The organism is Bacillus sp. FJAT-27916, assembly GCF_001183965.1.
GTDB lineage: Bacteria > Bacillota > Bacilli > Bacillales > Pradoshiaceae > Pradoshia.
Window position 1 is genome coordinate 3,095,938 of the sequence record NZ_LFZV01000001.1, and the last position, 16,172, is coordinate 3,112,109.

At 43.7% G+C, this 16,172-nt stretch carries 19 protein-coding genes; 11 read left to right on the plus strand and 8 right to left on the minus strand.

Going from position 1 to position 16,172, the window contains the following annotated elements; all coding sequences use genetic code 11:
• Positions 1–108 precede the first annotated feature (108 nt).
• Positions 109–1,380 (minus strand): extracellular solute-binding protein, encoded by a 1,272-nt coding sequence (locus AC622_RS15150; protein ID WP_049671827.1) that lies wholly within the window; start codon positions 1,378–1,380, stop codon positions 109–111.
• A 323-nt stretch (positions 1,381–1,703) separates the two neighbouring features.
• Here AC622_RS15150 and AC622_RS15155 point away from each other — a divergent pair, with 323 nt between their 5' ends.
• Positions 1,704–3,440, plus strand: coding sequence for a glycoside hydrolase family 13 protein (locus AC622_RS15155; RefSeq protein ID WP_049671828.1), 1,737 nt, complete (start codon positions 1,704–1,706; stop codon positions 3,438–3,440).
• Positions 3,441–3,479: 39 nt separating this feature from the next.
• Here the strand turns inward: AC622_RS15155 and AC622_RS15160 are convergent, their stop codons facing one another.
• On the minus strand, positions 3,480–3,959 hold the full coding sequence (locus AC622_RS15160; protein WP_049671829.1) for a DUF1648 domain-containing protein: 480 nt from the start codon (positions 3,957–3,959) through the stop codon (positions 3,480–3,482).
• Positions 3,960–4,064: 105 nt separating this feature from the next.
• Complete coding sequence (asnB, locus tag AC622_RS15165; protein WP_049671830.1) at positions 4,065–5,912, minus strand: asparagine synthase (glutamine-hydrolyzing); 1,848 nt, start codon at positions 5,910–5,912, stop codon at positions 4,065–4,067.
• 213 nt (positions 5,913–6,125) lie between these two features.
• On the opposite strand from asnB, the gene AC622_RS15170 reads away from it, so the two are divergent.
• A complete protein-coding gene (locus AC622_RS15170; RefSeq protein ID WP_049671831.1) occupies positions 6,126–6,686 on the plus strand; it encodes a DUF2777 family protein in 561 nt (186 codons plus the stop codon).
• Positions 6,687–7,813: 1,127 nt separating this feature from the next.
• Here the strand turns inward: AC622_RS15170 and AC622_RS15180 are convergent.
• The 4 genes from AC622_RS15180 to AC622_RS15195 form a co-directional block, all read right to left on the minus strand.
• A complete protein-coding gene (locus AC622_RS15180) occupies positions 7,814–8,167 on the minus strand; it encodes a YisL family protein (RefSeq protein WP_231589541.1) in 354 nt (117 codons plus the stop codon).
• Between the two features lie 74 nt (positions 8,168–8,241).
• The gene (locus AC622_RS15185; protein WP_049671833.1) at positions 8,242–9,105 is read right to left on the minus strand and encodes a fumarylacetoacetate hydrolase family protein; all 864 of its coding nucleotides are present in this window, start codon (positions 9,103–9,105) and stop codon (positions 8,242–8,244) included.
• Positions 9,106–9,126: 21 nt separating this feature from the next.
• The gene (locus tag AC622_RS15190; protein WP_049671834.1) at positions 9,127–9,627 is read right to left on the minus strand and encodes a DNA topology modulation protein; all 501 of its coding nucleotides are present in this window, start codon (positions 9,625–9,627) and stop codon (positions 9,127–9,129) included.
• The gene (locus tag AC622_RS15195) at positions 9,612–10,820 is read right to left on the minus strand and encodes a DUF418 domain-containing protein (RefSeq protein WP_049671835.1); all 1,209 of its coding nucleotides are present in this window, start codon (positions 10,818–10,820) and stop codon (positions 9,612–9,614) included. Before AC622_RS15195 ends, AC622_RS15190 begins: the two co-directional genes overlap by 16 nt.
• 227 nt (positions 10,821–11,047) lie before the next feature.
• Between AC622_RS15195 and AC622_RS15200 the strand changes: the two genes are divergently transcribed.
• From AC622_RS15200 to AC622_RS15230, 7 genes are all read left to right on the plus strand, one after another.
• On the plus strand, positions 11,048–11,269 hold the full coding sequence (locus AC622_RS15200; RefSeq protein WP_049671836.1) for a spore germination protein: 222 nt from the start codon (positions 11,048–11,050) through the stop codon (positions 11,267–11,269).
• Between the two features lie 11 nt (positions 11,270–11,280).
• On the plus strand, positions 11,281–11,493 hold the full coding sequence (locus tag AC622_RS15205; protein WP_049671837.1) for a spore germination protein GerPB: 213 nt from the start codon (positions 11,281–11,283) through the stop codon (positions 11,491–11,493).
• 19 nt (positions 11,494–11,512) lie between these two features.
• Positions 11,513–12,127 (plus strand): spore germination protein GerPC, encoded by a 615-nt coding sequence (gene gerPC, locus AC622_RS15210; RefSeq protein ID WP_049671838.1) that lies wholly within the window; start codon positions 11,513–11,515, stop codon positions 12,125–12,127.
• Positions 12,124–12,300, plus strand: a complete 177-nt coding sequence (locus AC622_RS15215) for a hypothetical protein (protein ID WP_049671839.1) — start codon at positions 12,124–12,126, stop codon at positions 12,298–12,300. Before gerPC ends, AC622_RS15215 begins: the two co-directional genes overlap by 4 nt.
• Positions 12,301–12,308: 8 nt before the next feature.
• Positions 12,309–12,701: a spore germination protein GerPE gene (locus tag AC622_RS15220; protein ID WP_049671840.1), complete on the plus strand. Its 393-nt coding sequence runs from the start codon at positions 12,309–12,311 to the stop codon at positions 12,699–12,701.
• Between the two features lie 2 nt (positions 12,702–12,703).
• Positions 12,704–12,922, plus strand: coding sequence for a spore germination protein (locus AC622_RS15225; RefSeq protein WP_049671841.1), 219 nt, complete (start codon positions 12,704–12,706; stop codon positions 12,920–12,922).
• Positions 12,923–13,063: 141 nt separating this feature from the next.
• Positions 13,064–13,780, plus strand: a complete 717-nt coding sequence (locus AC622_RS15230; RefSeq protein WP_049671842.1) for a class I SAM-dependent methyltransferase — start codon at positions 13,064–13,066, stop codon at positions 13,778–13,780.
• On the opposite strand, the gene AC622_RS15235 is transcribed toward AC622_RS15230, so the two are convergent.
• Positions 13,773–14,456, minus strand: coding sequence for a Crp/Fnr family transcriptional regulator (locus tag AC622_RS15235; RefSeq protein ID WP_049671843.1), 684 nt, complete (start codon positions 14,454–14,456; stop codon positions 13,773–13,775). The two genes, AC622_RS15230 and AC622_RS15235, sit on opposite strands and share 8 nt — an antisense overlap.
• A 183-nt stretch (positions 14,457–14,639) precedes the next feature.
• Between AC622_RS15235 and AC622_RS15240 the strand changes: the two genes are divergently transcribed.
• Together AC622_RS15240 and AC622_RS15245 are read left to right on the plus strand one after the other, a co-directional pair.
• Positions 14,640–14,870 carry a DUF1858 domain-containing protein gene (locus tag AC622_RS15240; RefSeq protein ID WP_049671844.1) on the plus strand — a complete coding sequence of 77 codons (231 nt, stop codon included), beginning with the start codon at positions 14,640–14,642 and terminating at the stop codon, positions 14,868–14,870.
• A gap of 5 nt (positions 14,871–14,875) precedes the next feature.
• Entirely contained in the window at positions 14,876–16,111 is a 1,236-nt protein-coding gene (locus tag AC622_RS15245; protein ID WP_049671845.1) for a DUF438 domain-containing protein, read from the plus strand.
• Positions 16,112–16,172 lie beyond the last annotated feature (61 nt).

Genomic DNA, 16,172 nt, shown 5'->3' on the forward strand with positions numbered 1-16,172 from the left:
TCCATTTCGGAAGACTCCCCTTTCTTAGGAAAAGAAACTTCTTCTTTTCTTCTTCTCTATAAGAGGATGGGCATTACCCTCAGCATAGGATAATGCCCATCAGGTTCTTTATTTACTGTGATTTGTTTCGATATTTGTTTGAATTGTTTTAGCTGCCTCGTCCATTGCTTCCTGCGGCTTAGCTTTATTGGTTGCCAATGTTTGAAGGGCAGTTGCCATTGGACCCCATACCTCTGCCATTTCTGGAATGTTCGGCATTGGAATCGCATATTGAGATTGAACAGCTACTGCTTTAGAGAACTCGTCATCTGCGATGATTGGATCTTCAATCAGTTTCTTAACAGGCGGGATTTCTTTTGTCTTTTCAAAACGAATCTTGGCATTATCATAGTTTGTCAGGAACTCAACCAATTTCGTTGCCCATTCCTTGTTTTTCGTATAAGCAGATACATGCCATCCCTTAACACCCATGAATGTCGTCATATGCTCGCCATTTGGAAGTGTCGGCATTGGTGTTGCACCTATATCTATTCCAGCATCCATATAGCCTTGGAAAGCCCATGGACCGTTTTGAACGGAAGCTAATTTACCTTCATTGAACAAGCCGTCCTGAGCAGATCCGCCTGATTCTCCGATAACCCCTTTAGGGAACAAGCCTTCTTTATACCATTTTTGGATGTACTCAGCACCTGCCACGGCTCCTTCGTTGTTCAAACCAAGGTCTTCCCTTTGCAAGGCACCATCTTTCTCTCCAAATACATATCCACCCATGCCGCCAATGACTGCGTACGCATGATAGAAGTTATCCCATAAGGCGATGAAGCCAAACTTCTTGCCATCTGTGAAATCTTTGGCAAAATCATATACTTCATCCATTGTAGCCGGTGCTTCAGGCATTAATTCTTTATTGTAAATGAATACGGGTGTTTCAGTTGCCTTTGGTAGGCCATATAATTTACCGTCATATGTTTGTGCTTGAATGGAAGATTCCGTGAATGTATCAAGGACACTTTGTTCAACAGAAATTTCCTGAATCGTCCCTTCTTCAGCCAGCATACCGATTTGGTCATGAGGCAAAGTCAGAACATCCGGACCTTTGTCAGCTGGTCCATCAAGGCGAATTTGGTTTCTCATATCCTCTGAGATTCCATATTCCTTGAACTCTACTTTAATGCCGTGTTCCTCTTCGAACGCTTTTGCAGCTGGTTCTAAAGCCACACTTTTATCTGTATCTTCCCAAACAACTAATTTCTCAGGTTTATTACCGTCTGAACCGCTTCCCTCTTTGCCTCCTGCACTTTCTTCTCTATCTGGTCCGCAGGCTGCAAGAATACCAACTGCAAGCATTAACACCATTACAATGGAGAATGCTTTCTTCATGGGTCAACCCCTCCTCTTATTATGTAGCCAAGAATACAAACGGTTGCACAAAGTGACAAAATAAAAAGGCAGTGAAATAACATGCTTCGACATATTCACCCTATGAAAGCGATTGCAATCTTAACACCTTTATTATACTGTATTATCAATAATTAACAATACATTTTTACCAAATTTTTAAAAGTGTTACAAAACTGCCACTTTTGGGTAAATAATAACAATTTATCCGAGTAATTTATGATTTCATTGAACTTTCAGTTTAGAATAGCTATAGTAAAGAATAGAATCAATGCAAGCGATTGCACTTTGAGAGGAGAGAAAGTATGGATAAATCATCGGTTATACATTTCGCACGAGACCAGTTTCTTTATAGTTCATCCCTGGATTCCATCACCATCATGATTATGGCGAAAAAAGGGGACATCGCTAAAATGGAGCTCGTCCATGGAGACCCTTATGATTTCAAAGGATCCAACTGGATCTATAAGACTACAGACATGCGCTATACCGGAAGTGATGAACTCTATGATTACTATCGTAAGACAATTGAACTGCCCCATCGCCGGACCCGCTATGCTTTTCGCCTTACAGATCATGAAGGAAAAACAGCCTATTTCTCTGAGAAGGGATTCTACGATAAGCTGCCTGAAGTAGGTCTGCTATTCGCCCTTCCTTACCTGCATCATACAGAAGTATTCAGCGCACCGGATTGGGTAAAGGACACAGTCTGGTATCAAATATTTCCTGAACGTTTTGCCAACGGGAATAAGGAGCTTGACCCTGAAGGAACACTTGAGTGGGGCAGCGAGGACCCGACTCCGGATAACTTCTTCGGCGGTGATCTTGAAGGGGTTATCAATCATTTAGATTATTTAAAGGAGCTAGGCATCACAGGCATTTACTTCACCCCCATCTTCCATGCTTTCTCTAACCATAAATATGACACGATAGATTATATGGAAATCGACCCGCAATTTGGTACGAAGGAAACCTTAAAGAAGCTTGTCGATGAAGCCCATGCTCGCGGCATTAAGGTCATGCTGGATGCCGTCTTCAATCATAGCGGTTATCATTTCAAGCCATTTCAGGATTTACTTCAACATGGGGAGGCATCTAAATATAAGGATTGGTTCCACCCGCATTCCCTTCCTCTCGATGAACAGAAGGTCAATTATGATGCATTTGGGTATGTGGCATCTATGCCGAAATTAAATACAAAAAATCCAGAGGTCAAAGAATATTTACTCCAAGTCGCGAAACACTGGATTCTGGAATGCGGAATTGACGGCTGGCGGCTCGATGTCGCCAATGAGGTTGATTTCGATTTCTGGCGCTCATTCAGAAAGACCGTCAAAGAAGAGAAGGAGGATGCCTATATCCTCGGGGAGATTTGGCATGATTCCATGCCATGGCTGCGCGGCGACCAATTCGATGCCGTGATGAACTATCCATTCTTAACAGCAATCCTTGAAATGTTCTCCTCTGAGACATTGGAGCCGACCGAATTCGCTGAGAAGATGACAAAGGTCTATCATATGTATCCTCATACAGTAAACAAGGCCGCTTTTAATCTGATTGGCAGCCATGACACACCGCGGATTCTGACTGAATGCCAGGGAGATATCAAGAAAGTTAAACAAATCTATACGATCCTGTTAACTTTCACTGGCACGCCTTGCATTTATTATGGAGACGAGATTGGTATGGATGGCGGGCAGGACCCCGGCTGCAGAAAATGCATGCCATGGGATGAGAATGAACAAGACCGGGATATGTTTGAACATGTACAAACATTGATTGCTCTGCGCAAAGAACATCCCGTTCTTGCCAATGAAGGAGATTTGCTGTTTGTCCATATTGACTCAGAGGTCGTCATGTATAAACGAGAATCTGCGAATGCAGATGCTTATGTCCTTATTAATCTAGGAGATAACGAAAAAGAGCTTTCCATAGAGGAATGTGTTGGTGCCTCTCTTCTATATGCTAATCCAGAGACATCCTTTACAGATACGTTGTCCATATCCAAACGAGGATTTGCCATCTTGAAAAAGGAGAAATGAGTTCAAGCAGGTGCATTGCGCACCTGCTTTTCTATTACATTAAGATTCCTTTAATCTAGCTGACCAAATCAAAAAGAAAATCGGCAGAAGAAAGCAAAGCCCTATTAGGATGACAGCAATGATAAGCTGGATAATATGGTCCTCCCCGGCAGCCTCCTTCAGGAAGGCTAGATTCATGAAGATGATTGATATAGACGCTAAATATTGCATATGCGTCATCATTCTTCTCCCCTTCATATACTGGAAGTCTTTGTTTTTATCTGTCAGATTAAAATACGTATAGCTCTCGGGTCTCCGTTTAAGAAACCCTAAGATAAGCCAAGCAGCCAAACTGATGACAGGCAAAATAAATAATATATACTTACTCCCAAATCTATCTGCCTGGCCATCCGTATAATGAATGGCAATCTCATTCGGCAGATTTCCCCATTCAACAAACAAAAAAATGAAATGCACGACCAGTACCGCCAGATAAGCAGCCAATGAAGTTCGATCAAGATTATCCCCTTTATGAACCAATCCTCCACCTCCGCTAAACGTAGATATCTTATTATATCATCGTTCACTTTCACGAAATGACTATCCAATAAAAAAACCTGACGCGCTTTGGCGGCAGGTAGCAGGTCAATCCTCTATCTGGATATGATAATGCTTAAACCATAAGTCAACCTGAATCAAGTATGCAAGCAATTGCGGTCCATTCATCAATTGCCCGTACCAAGGAGTTTTGAAGGAGGCTCCGCCTGTATCAATGAGTTCCTTGAGCTGTTCTTTATCAAAGAATTCCAACAGCGGTGAATTCCCGTCCTCCAGAAGCTCCGTCAGCCAATCCTTTGCCAGCTTTGTATACAAAGGATGATGTGTTTTCGGATACGGACTTTTCTTGCGATAAAGCACCTCCTCCGGCAGCACCCCCTTGAGCGCCCTGCGCAGGATTCCTTTTTCACGGTTATCAGCCATCTTCATCTCCCATGGAATATTCCATGCATATTCAACAAGACGATGGTCGGCAAACGGCACCCTTACCTCAAGGCTCGCCCCCATGCTCATCCGGTCTTTCCGGTCCAGAAGATTGGTCATGAACCATGTCATATTCAAATAGAATAATTGTCTTCTTTTCTGCTCCAGCTCAGATTCCCCATCAAGAAGCGGCGTTTCTGCCAAGCTTTCCTTATATCTTGCTTTCATGTATTCTTCGAGATTGAGCTTGGTTTGCCAGTCGCTTCTAAGTAATGCCTGCCTTTCCTTGATCGACCTCATCCAAGGGAAAGCATCGTTAGATAGACTTTCAGGGTTATGGAACCATGGATAACCGCCAAAAATCTCATCGGCGCATTCCCCTGACAGACCGACGACAAAATCCTTTTTAATATTTCGGCAGAACCATAGCAAGGAGGAATCAATGTCTGCCATTCCCGGTAGATCCTTAACCATAACGGCTTCTGAGAGATTCGTAATTAAGTCCTCCTGGCTGATGACACAATAATGATGATTGGTGCCAAATTCATTCTTCATTAACTCAATCCAATATCCATCTGAGTTAGGCTGGAAATCGTTTGCAACAAAATGGGTCGCATTATCCTCATAATCAATGGAATACGTATGAAGCGGCGCCTTCCCTTCCGCATGGAATTGCTTAGCAGCAATCGCTGTAATTGCGCTGGAATCCAGGCCTCCAGATAAGAACGTGCAAAGAGGTACATCTGAAACCAGCTGCCTCTTTACGGCATCTGTCACCAGATAGCGAACCTGTTCGACCGTTTCATCAAGGGTTCCCTCATGTGCCTCACTCTTCACATTCCAATACCGCCAAATCGACAATCCATCACGGCTGAAGATCATGGCATGAGCAGGTCTTAGTTCAGCAATATTCTTGAATACACCTGCACCAGGCGTACGAGAAGGACCGAGTGAAAAGACTTCTGCTAATCCTTCACGTGTAATGACCGGTTTTACATCCGGGTGGGCAAGCAGCGCCTTGATCTCAGAGCCAAATAGGAACTGGTCATTCTTTAAGGAATAGAAAAAAGGCTTAACACCAAGCCGGTCCCTAGCAGCAAAGAGCTGCTGCCTCTCTCCATCCCAAACGGCAAAGGCGAATATCCCATTGAAAAAATCCACGCATTTTTCTTTCCATTCCATATAGGCTGTTATCAAGACTTCTGTATCCGAATGACCCTTAAATGAATATCCTTTTAATAAAAGTTCTTTTCTAATATCTTCGGTGTTATACAATTCTCCATTGTAGCAAAGGACATACTTGTGGCCGTTTTTTTCACGGGCCATCGGCTGCTTTCCGCCTTCTGGATCAACGACGACCAGCCGCTTATGCCCAAGTCCAACATGCTTATCATCCCAGATATTCATGTCATCCGGTCCTCGCTTGGAGAGGGTATTCGTCATAGCCGTTAAAATCATTTTTTCCTGATTAATCGATCTGTCGTATTCTACCCATCCAGTAATACCACACAAAATAACATCATCCTTTCAAAACAAGCCTGTGGCCCATTCCTGCTTACATGATATGCATTACTCAAATAGATGGTTAATTGTCCAGAGTTTCAAGAGTCGGGTTATAAAAGGCACCATTTATGTCAATCAATAAGATAGGTGCCAATTAACACATTTCAACAGGGCTTAATCCTGGCTGGCTAATCCCTGTTTACTGCATTTGGAGGCGCGAACATGAACAATCAGCTGCGAACACAACTGTTAAGTGCCCAGAAAAGGGCGCACACAGAAGGCGTTTTTGAGAACATTAATGACCAATGGGTGTTTTTTGATGAAGAAACCGATGAAGCCTATCCTTTAGAGGAATACATGAACAATGAAATCTCCATCTTCCGAAACAACCGCTGGCGCAAAGGAATCCTTGTCGAGGACGGCAAGCTCTTATGCGGATCGGAATTAATCTTCATCATGGATGAAGACCGGGTCCGAATCAAAAAGAATCTGCTTTATTCACTTGAACGATTACTAGATGAGCTTTACGATGATGCCTTCTATCAATTCGTCACAGCCTTAAATGGAATGAACTTCTCCATCTATGACTGTATTTACGGCTATAACCAGCTATCCTTCATGACATCCGACCATCTCTCTGGAACCAATTTTTATATATTTGATAATGGAGAATATATATGCTCTGTCCATCATCATTTCAACCAGAAAGAGAAGGATCACAATCGTTTTGAGTTCACCTTGAATACAGGAAAGAAAGTCCTTATTGAAAAATTATTATCGTAAAACAGAAGAAAAAGGGCAGCTCCATAAGCTGCTCGATTAGAAAAACAGGTGATGAATGATTTCTTATCATTTCGTACCTGTTTTTCTTGCTTTACCTGCAAATTTGGATTTTCTGGATTTGTCTATACTTTGTCCTATGCTTTGTTCTCTTTGCATGGGGAAAGGGTGGGGGTTCTATGGGCTTTGAGTGGGTATCGTCTGGCTTTCCCCACACTTTGGCCACCCTTCACCCCCTTTGCATGGGATTAGGGTGGCCTTTCTATGGGTTTTGAGTGGGCATCGTCTGGCTTTCCCCACACTTTGCCCACCCTTCACCCCCTTTGCATGGGGAAAGGGTGGGGGTTCTATGGGCTTTGAGTGGGTATCGTCTGGCTTTCACCACACTTTGCCCACCCTTCACCCCCTTTGCATGGGAATAGGGTGGACTTTCTTTGGGCTTTGGGTGGGTATCGTCTGGCTTTCCCCACACTTTGGCCACCCTTCACCCCCTTTGCATGGGATTAGGGTGGCCTTTCTAGGGGCTTTGGGTGGGCATCGTCTGGCTTTCCCCACACTTTGCCCACCCTTCACCCCCTTTGCATGGGGAAAGGGTGGGGGTTCTATGGGCTTTGGGTGGGTATCGTCAGGCTTTCCCCACCCTTTGGCCACCCTTTGCCCCCCTTGCATGGGATTAGGGTGGGCTTTCTAGGGGCTTTGGGTGGGCATCGTCTGGCTTTCCCCACACTTTGCCCACCCTTCACCCCCTTTGCATGGGGAAAGGGTGGCCTTTCTAGGGGCTTTGGGTGGGCATCGTCTGGCTTTCACCACACTTTGGCCACCCTTCACCCCCCTTGCATGGGATTAGGGTGGCCTTTCTATGGGCTTTGGGTGGGCTTTCTATGGGCCAAGAGTGGCGGACATTCTCCTGTTCTAGTTGTAACCGCTTGACTGGTTTTATCAGCTAATCAAAAACCACAAAAAAAATAGACCCACAAGCCTGCTTCACAGTGCTTCTGCGTCAATCTTTTTAAGCTGTTCTTCGTCAGGTCATCTTCTTACTGCATAAAAAAGAGCTGAAGACGTCACCTGAGAAGTCAGGTTCTTGTCTTCAGACTTATCCTCTCCTTGTAAAGGAGATTTCGTTCATATTAACCGAATAGCTGAATGCCTAATGGCAATCTGAATCCGAGAAGCAGCGCTAGCACAAATGCAATCCAGAATTGAATCAAGAATGATTTGTATGGTTTTCCTTTAGAACGTTTGACCGATGTCATTTCCATCGATACGATTACCCAAAGACCGATGATGGCCTTCCCGATATATTCCCCATTAATATTGGAAATGCTAAAGAGAAGCATCGCGCCTGTGACGATAATCAATATGTATAGCACCCGATTGATCATCATCGTGATTTTCAATGATTTTCCCGTCATCTTAAAGGATACAAAGAATAAGATGATGGCCAAAAGCCACATAGAAATATGTTCTACTGTTCCGCCCACTAGATTTCCCCACCTTTCCTACTGACATCAATACCATCGTAGCATAATCTTTTTTCGAGTTCGAAGAATATGTCTTATGATTGGACTTTATTCACCAAGGTTCCAATTGATTCGACACAAATCTCAATCACATCGCCATCCTTCAAGTAACGAGGGGGCTTAAATCCTTTGCCGACACCGGCCGGGGTTCCTGTCGCAATAATGTCTCCAGGCTCCAGGGTCATTCCTTTAGAGAGAGTAGCGATAATCTCATCAATAGGGAAGAGGAATAAGGATGTTCGCGCATGCTGCCTTACCTCTCCATTCACCTTTGTTTCAATCTCAAGGTCTCGTGCATCTCCTGCTTCATCCTTTGTGACAATCCATGGTCCGATTGGGCAGGTGCCGTCGAGGCTTTTCCCCAGGAAGAATTGCTGATGTCTTGCTTGAAGATCCCTTGCCGTTATATCGTTCAAGATGGTGTAACCGAAAATATAGTCCTCTGCCTCATCTCGCGAGATAGCCTTGCCTTTCTTTCCGATAACTACGGCAAGCTCCCCCTCATAATCCAGCTCATTTGTTACACCTTCATGCAGCGGTATCGGCTGCCCATGGCCAATGATGGTTGTTGGCGCTTTTGTGAACACAATCATATTCTCTGGCGGTGTTCCGTCAAACTCTCTTGCATGGGCAGCATAGTTCTTCCCAATGCAGAATATATTCTTGTTCGGCTTAATCGGGGAGGTATATTGAAGAGATTCTACGGCCAATCCCTCCATGCCTGTCAAATCAAGCTTAGCTAGGTCAGACAGCCACTCAGACGAATGCTCAATGAGCGTATTCAAATCCGTCGGAATTCCCTCCATCTGTTCCCGAACAGACTCCAGTGGATAAAATAATTCACCTTCTATTACCCCAGCTTTCTCTTTTCCCTCTATTACAACCGTTGCCAATTTCATTCTACAATCCCTTCCTTTCTTTTATAAACCTGCAAGCCAGGCTTTTAGTTCTTTTCGGCTTCTAAAATGATACACACGCTTCTCTTCCATCTTCTTCAGCTTTTCACGCAGCAAAGGAGCTTTCTCCTTTTCAAAGTTCCAGACCCATTTAACAAATTCCCAGTCCAGCTTCTCCTTACATCCTTCTGTCATATCAGGGCGTGAACGTTTTCGATACACTATTCGGCGTTTAACAATTCCATAGATGTTCATCCACCTTGAATAGTCGAGAAAAATAATCGTATCCGCTTCCTTCAGCCGGATATCCATGGTACCTGAATAATTGCCGTCGATGATCCAAGCCCGCTCACGAGCAAGCTCGGCAACTTTCCTCCCCCATTCTTTCTTAGGCATTGGCTCCCAGCCTGGTTTCCAAAAGACCGTATCTAAATGATGAACGGGCAGGCCCGTGCGCTGCCCAAGCTCCCTGGCAAGCACAGACTTTCCTGCTCCCCCGCTTCCAATAATCATAACTCTTTCCATCGCTCGCCCTGTTCCTTCTCTTTAGTAGTAAGCCTGAATGACTGTTTCTTTCCATATGTCGCCACACGCCATACATATTCAACAGGACCCATTTTGTATGATTTAAGCCAATAGGCAGAGAAAACCGCTTGAACTGCGACAAAAAGGATAGCAAGAATCGTCCCTATGAGCATGCCAATCTGGTTGTAAAGACCGAGGCCATACGAATAAAAAATGAATGTCCAAAAAATGGATTGAGTCAGATAATTGGTCATTGACATCCGGCCAAGCGGAATGAAAGGCATGGTCAGTTTTCTAAAGGAAGAAAAACGTTCATACGTAAGAGTGATGCCTGTCATGTAAGCTAAGGCCAATAAGGGACCGCCAAAGCTGTCCTGCATAAATAAGCTTCCTACCGTAAATCCATCGTAATACGGGTATATTTTCAAGCCTATGCCAACAACGGCGGAAAGCCCAAACATCCAGCGCAGCTTCCTCCGATGGCTGCTGATGTCCTTTAGCCAGCCAAGCTTTGCAAAGGACATGCCGGCAAGGATGCAAGGAAAAATGGACAGAAAGAGGAAGATAACATTTAGCGACCCATTCACCGCCATCCATTCCTCAAAACGAAAGGAAAAGATATCCGAAACACTGCCGCTCCCATAAACCTGTACAGCTTCCCGTGCCTTTGCCCAGTCTGTCTCCACCGCCATCTCATCTGGAAACATAACACTACTGAGGATTGTCAATGAGCCGAGCAATCCATATGGAATCGTATACAGCAAAACGGCCATCTTTAGCAGCGCTTTACCTGAAAGTTTATAAACCAGCAGGATGAACCAGCCGCACATGGCATACGAGATCAAGATATCTCCATGCCAAATGACAAAGGCATGAATAATACCTACAAGAAGGAGAAAAGCCATTCTTCTGGAGAAAAGAAGTGGAAAGGAAATTCCCTTCTTGATTGTCCTTTCCATTAAAAGGATGGCTCCGAACCCAAATAAAAACGCGAACATTGGATAAAAGCTCCCTTGAGCCAAAACATCTACCAACGCATATGTAATGTAATCCGCTCCGCTCCAATAATCAGCTTGCAAATAGAGAAATGGAGCATGAAAATCAATCATGTTGACCAACAGGATACCAAGAATGGCTACTCCCCTTAACAGGTCAATTACCGTCAATCGTTCCCTTCTCGAAACAGAATGCATATATCCCCCTTATCAATAGTCAGAATAGACAAACTACTATTCTCATTTTAGCAGGTTCTTCCTTGTTCTGTTATTAAAAGACCTTTTATAAGATAACTGTATAAATCGTTACTCTTCTCTTATATGAAAGGGCTGCGGTTTTTCTTGATTGTCTCACGTATTCGCCCAGTCGGCATATACTGATTGGAGGGATTGATCTGATTAAGTCATTCTAAGAAGGTGAGAATATGCCAGGTATAGTCGGAGTCGTGCAAATCCTCCAAATCGGAAGCAGCGGGGTCTTCAATATTGGAGATATTTACAAAGTGACCCCGTATTCCAACGCAAAAACCTTCTCAGGGGCCGGTTCCTTCAACACCGGGGATTACGTGGCGGTCAACAATCCATACAGTGCCACGAATACGTATGACGCCGATGCTATTGACGAACCAATTGCATTTACTTTATAGGGGTGGAAGAGATGAATTTTTTTATTAAACAGAGCATTAATATAAACATGATTAGGATTAATGCCATTGCCAACTCGTCTGTCTTTCAAATCGGAAGCACAGGAATCATTAAAGCACAATCCTATTTATCGAATAGCGGCGAATTTACAGCACCGGCACCTGAACCAAAACATCCATTATTTCAAACTGCGCAGGAGACATCACAAGTGAAGATTATGGATTAAAAAAGGGGTGAATTCAGTTTTGCAGTATAACCTGACCCAGCTTCTCTTTCAGTTGCAGCAAACCATCCAAAGCCAAAAGGAATCCATATGCCAGCTTGAGAATAATCTGGCTCAATTACAGGGCGATCTTCTCGAATTGAAACAGCAAAACCCTGTACGCATCGATAAGATTGAATATAATTTCGATCAATTGAAAATTGAACGGCTTGAGGGCACATTGAATATTGGCTTATCTCCACAAGATTTAAACGACATAGATGAATTTGCCGTCAATGGCCAGGCTCCTTTTGCTCCCTTCCTATTCCCAGGTCGAGAAGAATTTGTTCATCAGTTATCAGATGAAATTATTCAAGGGTTCCATAAGGATAAGGATGAAATCTTTTCGGAGGCTGAGCGACATTGCAGCAGGAAAGCAGACGGGGATATGCGGTCATTCATCACAGATGATCTAGCACGGCAGGTGCCGCAGCGCATCAATCACTATCTTGACCAAACACCAGCTTATAACAGGCATGAACAAAAGCTGCCGCAGGTGCGCGAGCAAATACTCGAAGTCATTCACACCGATATCCAAAATGCCATTAACCGCTTTTTGCAGGTTTATCCTGAATCCATGAAGGAGGATTCCAAATGAATTTCCAAGTCATTAATGAACAATTATGCGTAGGAAATATTCACCTCATTTCCATCTCCAGTTCTTCAGCTTTAAAAGTAGGGGATACAGAGGTCATGCAGTTATTCACTGCCTCTGATATTCCTCCGCAAGCACTAGAGTTTGGTCCTTTACAGCCAATCGTAACGAGATAAGGCAGATTATGTGGGAGAGAACATCCATCGTTAACAATATCCATGTATCCATTCTTTCACGGGGAGCCATTTTTGAGGTTGGAGAGATTCAATATTTCCGCACCAGCGATAATGTCTTGGCCTATCAAAGAGAGCAGGAACTTTTTTTTGGTCAGGAAGGAAATTTTGGGGATTATAAAGTGTTCTATGCTGAACCAGATTTTGAGCCCGTCTATGAACCTATCCAAATGAGCTTTTTGAATCCGAATCCGTACATCTATGTAGGCGGTATCCAATCTCAGGCCGTTTCCAGTTCATCTATTCTTCAGATTGGCAACGGCCGATATATGCGCCATGAAACAAGAGTCATGAATATAAGGCAATTATTGAGTAACAGGCAGACCAAGGAAGGAGGGGATTAATATTGCCGGCTCTAGTTGGTTCGGTACAAATCTTAAATGCGGGCAGCGGTGTCATTCAATTCGGTGATTCCTTGGTTATCTCGCCTAAGTTCGCTAATAAAAGTGTCAATGGATCAGGTTCAGGTATCACGGGAGGTCTCATCTTTGATACGAATGGCTTGAGTGCAAACTCTGTCATTGACATCAACGGAATAGACCAGCCGATTACGGGGAATTACTAAACCTAAGGCAGCCTCCTACAGTGGAGGCTGCCTTTTTTTTACATTCAATATCAAAAAAAACGTGTCTGCCGTCACGGTATTCAACAAAAAAATCCGTTATTGTTATCGTGACAAATAAACTGAAAGAAGTGTGAATAGACTATGTCCTTTTATCAATCACTAACTCCTTATTATGATGTCATCTTCCCAACCAATGAAAAGGCATTATCCTTTATCGCATCCCAATTTGAAAAAGGCGCCTCCTTGCTTGATGCGGGCGCAGGCACTGGAAATATGGCCGTCTCTCTAGCCAAGCAAGGGTTCCAGCTGACCGCCATGGAACCGGAGGGCGTGATGGCAGAACAAATCCGCTCAAAGGCTGAGTCCGGTCATCTTCCAATTGCCGTTACAACGAAAACTATGCAGCAATTGGACGAGCTTGAGGGGTCCTTTGACGGCATTTATTGCATTGGCAATACCCTGGTTCATCTGCATGACGAGCAGGAAATTCGCAGCTTCTTCAAACAAGTGTTTCAAAAGCTCAATAATGGAGGCCGCTTTATTTTCCAAATTGTCAATTATGATAAGGTACTGAAAAGCAGAGACTTTACTTTTCCTGTTATGGAGAAGGATTCATTCACATTCATGCGCGAATATGAGCTTGATGGTGACCATATTCTGTTTACCACATCCATTTCCCAAAACGGCTCTACCATCAAGAACACGATTCCCTTATACCCGGCTACCTCAAAGAGGCTGCTGTCCTTGCTTCAGGACTGCGGGTTTAAGACTGTCAGCATGTACGGAAACTTTGAGAGCAAGGAGTATTCTTCTCTTCAATCTCCTGCTCTCATTGTCTCAGCCGTAAAGCCTAGCTAAAGAGAAGATCCTCCAGGGCGGCAGCATCACAAATGGTGATTTGCCTCCCTGATTGCTTGATGTATCCTTCCCGTTGAAAGAAAGAAAGCTTCCTGCTTAATGTCTCCCTTGTCGTACCGAGCATCGAAGCGGCATCCGTTTTATTGACTGGGAACTCAAAGCTCTCCTTACCACTCTTCTCGGCACATTGCAGAAGAAAAGCAGCCAGCCGTTGTCCTACATCATGATGACTAATCTGGCTCAAGGTTAGCTCGGCACGTTCCAGTCTCTCACTCAGCTGATGGAATAAGTTAAAGACCAAACTTGGGCTTTTCTCTAATATTTGTTTAAACAATCGGCCTTCTAAAATACAAACCTCCGTCATTTCAAGTGCTTCGGCGTTGGATGGAAGCGGACTGTTCCTAAATAAAGAAAGCTCACCGAAAAAGTCACCCTCCTGGATGATTCGGACGATTTGCTCACGCCCCTCACCTGAGATATAGGTGATTTTCACTTTCCCTTTACGCACAATAAACAAATTATCATTCAACTCGCCAGCTATATAAACGGCTTCTCCCTTTTTATACGTTCTATGGGTAATAATCTTTGAGAGCTCCAACAACTCTTCGCTTTTCAAGCTTTTGAAAATAGGCACAAAAGCTAAGCAAGATTTTCTACTGCATTGCAAACAAGTCATTATGTAACTCCCCCTGCTAAAACGTCTAGTTAGATTGATGGCATTTCGCCATTCCCTATTGTCCTTCATTATGTCTTAACTGACTAGATAAAATACTTTTCCAAGATGTGATGCCGGTCACATTCAATCCATTTAATTCATGCTACTTTTTACATAAAGGTTCAGTATTAAAGAGATGAAATAATGATGAAAATCATTCAACTGAATAACTCATTGTATGACATTTGTCAAAAACATCCTGAGGTAATCTCGATTATGAGTGAACTGGGATTTACACATATTAATAAACCAGGGTTGCTCCAGACAGCCGGCAAGGTTATGACAATTGAGAAAGGCTGCAAAATGAGAGGCATCCCATTCGATATGGTTGCAAAAACATTTGAACAGCATGGATTCACATTAATGGAGGATTGATTGAAATGAGCGAAATAATCAATAATCGTGAACAAACTCAATTAACAAAAACCGAGCGTCAGGAACTTCTAAAAGAAATCATCATCGATCTGCATCACGGACGCAGTGTCGACGAAGTAAAGGAGCTCTTTGAAAAGGCTGCAGGTACTATTTCTGTTGAAGAGATCTCTCAGCTTGAACAAGCACTTATCGAAGAAGAGGGTATCCCCGTCTCAGAAGTCCAGCGTCTTTGCTCCGTACACACCGCTGTATTTAAAGGAGGAATTGAAGAAATCCACCGAAGCAGCAAACCAGAGGAACAGCCAGGCCACCCAGTCCATACATTTAAGCTTGAGAACAGAGAAATCGACATGCTCGTTAATTTCAAGATTCAGCTGCATTATGAGCGCTTCTTAAAAGAGGACAGCCAGGAAAACGCCCTTAAGCTGCTAGAGGACTTAAATCTTCTGCTCGATATCGATAAACATTACAGCCGTAAAGAAAATCTCTTGCTTCCTTATCTCGAGAAATATGGCATATTAGGTCCTACCCAAGTCATGTGGGGTGTCGATGACCGAATCCGAGATGCCATTAAGGCTGCCAAGCAGGCTTTAACAGTCTATGACGGCACTGGTTTGGACTTCCTGATGAATACAATGGATTTTGTTATTCGAGAAGTATCTGAAATGATTTTCAAAGAGGAAAACATCCTCTTCCCAATGGCTCTTCAGCATCTGGCAGAGGATGAATGGATGAAGATTGCCCATGAAAGTGACGTAATCGGATTCTGCCTAATTAACGGTGCAGCAGAATGGAAGCCTGAAAGAAAAGCATTGGCCGGCTCCGCCATGTCAGAGGGATTCATTAAGATGGAAACAGGCGTACTATCCGTTGAGCAGTTAGAATTAATGCTCAACCACTTGCCGGTAGACATCACCTTCATTGACGAAAATGATGTTGTACGCTACTTCTCTCACGGGAAGGAACGGATTTTCACCCGGACAAAGGCCGTCATCGGCAGAACGGTGCAGAACTGCCATCCCCCAAGAAGCGTCCATGTCGTTGAGCAGCTCCTGCACGACTTTAAATCCGGCCTGAAGGATAGTGAGGATTTCTGGATTAAATTCAAGGACAAGTATATCTTTATCCGTTATTTTGCCGTCCGAGATGCAGAAGGCGCATATAAAGGGACGCTTGAATTCACCCAGAATATCACGCCTATCCAAGAAATTGAGGGAGAAAAACGCATTCTATCCTATTAAGATTTCAGGGAACCTTCTTATTTGAAGGTTCCCTGTTTTATATGAACGATATTTTCCCTTA

Excerpts from the sequence above, each read along its gene's own strand:
- AC622_RS15240 (WP_049671844.1), top strand. The coding sequence starts at position 14,640 with ATGATGAAAATCATTCAACTGAATAACTCATTGTATGACATTTGTCAA.
- AC622_RS15190 (WP_049671834.1), bottom strand. The coding sequence starts at position 9,627 with ATGGAAAGAGTTATGATTATTGGAAGCGGGGGAGCAGGAAAGTCTGTG.
- AC622_RS15215 (WP_049671839.1), top strand. The coding sequence starts at position 12,124 with ATGAATTTCCAAGTCATTAATGAACAATTATGCGTAGGAAATATTCAC.
- AC622_RS15205 (WP_049671837.1), top strand. The coding sequence starts at position 11,281 with ATGAATTTTTTTATTAAACAGAGCATTAATATAAACATGATTAGGATT.
- AC622_RS15170 (WP_049671831.1), top strand. The coding sequence starts at position 6,126 with ATGAACAATCAGCTGCGAACACAACTGTTAAGTGCCCAGAAAAGGGCG.
- AC622_RS15220 (WP_049671840.1), top strand. The coding sequence starts at position 12,309 with ATGTGGGAGAGAACATCCATCGTTAACAATATCCATGTATCCATTCTT.
- AC622_RS15185 (WP_049671833.1), bottom strand. The coding sequence starts at position 9,105 with ATGAAATTGGCAACGGTTGTAATAGAGGGAAAAGAGAAAGCTGGGGTA.
- AC622_RS15245 (WP_049671845.1), top strand. The coding sequence starts at position 14,876 with ATGAGCGAAATAATCAATAATCGTGAACAAACTCAATTAACAAAAACC.
- AC622_RS15195 (WP_049671835.1), bottom strand. The coding sequence starts at position 10,820 with ATGCATTCTGTTTCGAGAAGGGAACGATTGACGGTAATTGACCTGTTA.
- AC622_RS15150 (WP_049671827.1), bottom strand. The coding sequence starts at position 1,380 with ATGAAGAAAGCATTCTCCATTGTAATGGTGTTAATGCTTGCAGTTGGT.
- AC622_RS15230 (WP_049671842.1), top strand. The coding sequence starts at position 13,064 with ATGTCCTTTTATCAATCACTAACTCCTTATTATGATGTCATCTTCCCA.
- AC622_RS15200 (WP_049671836.1), top strand. The coding sequence starts at position 11,048 with ATGCCAGGTATAGTCGGAGTCGTGCAAATCCTCCAAATCGGAAGCAGC.
- AC622_RS15235 (WP_049671843.1), bottom strand. The coding sequence starts at position 14,456 with ATGACTTGTTTGCAATGCAGTAGAAAATCTTGCTTAGCTTTTGTGCCT.
- AC622_RS15155 (WP_049671828.1), top strand. The coding sequence starts at position 1,704 with ATGGATAAATCATCGGTTATACATTTCGCACGAGACCAGTTTCTTTAT.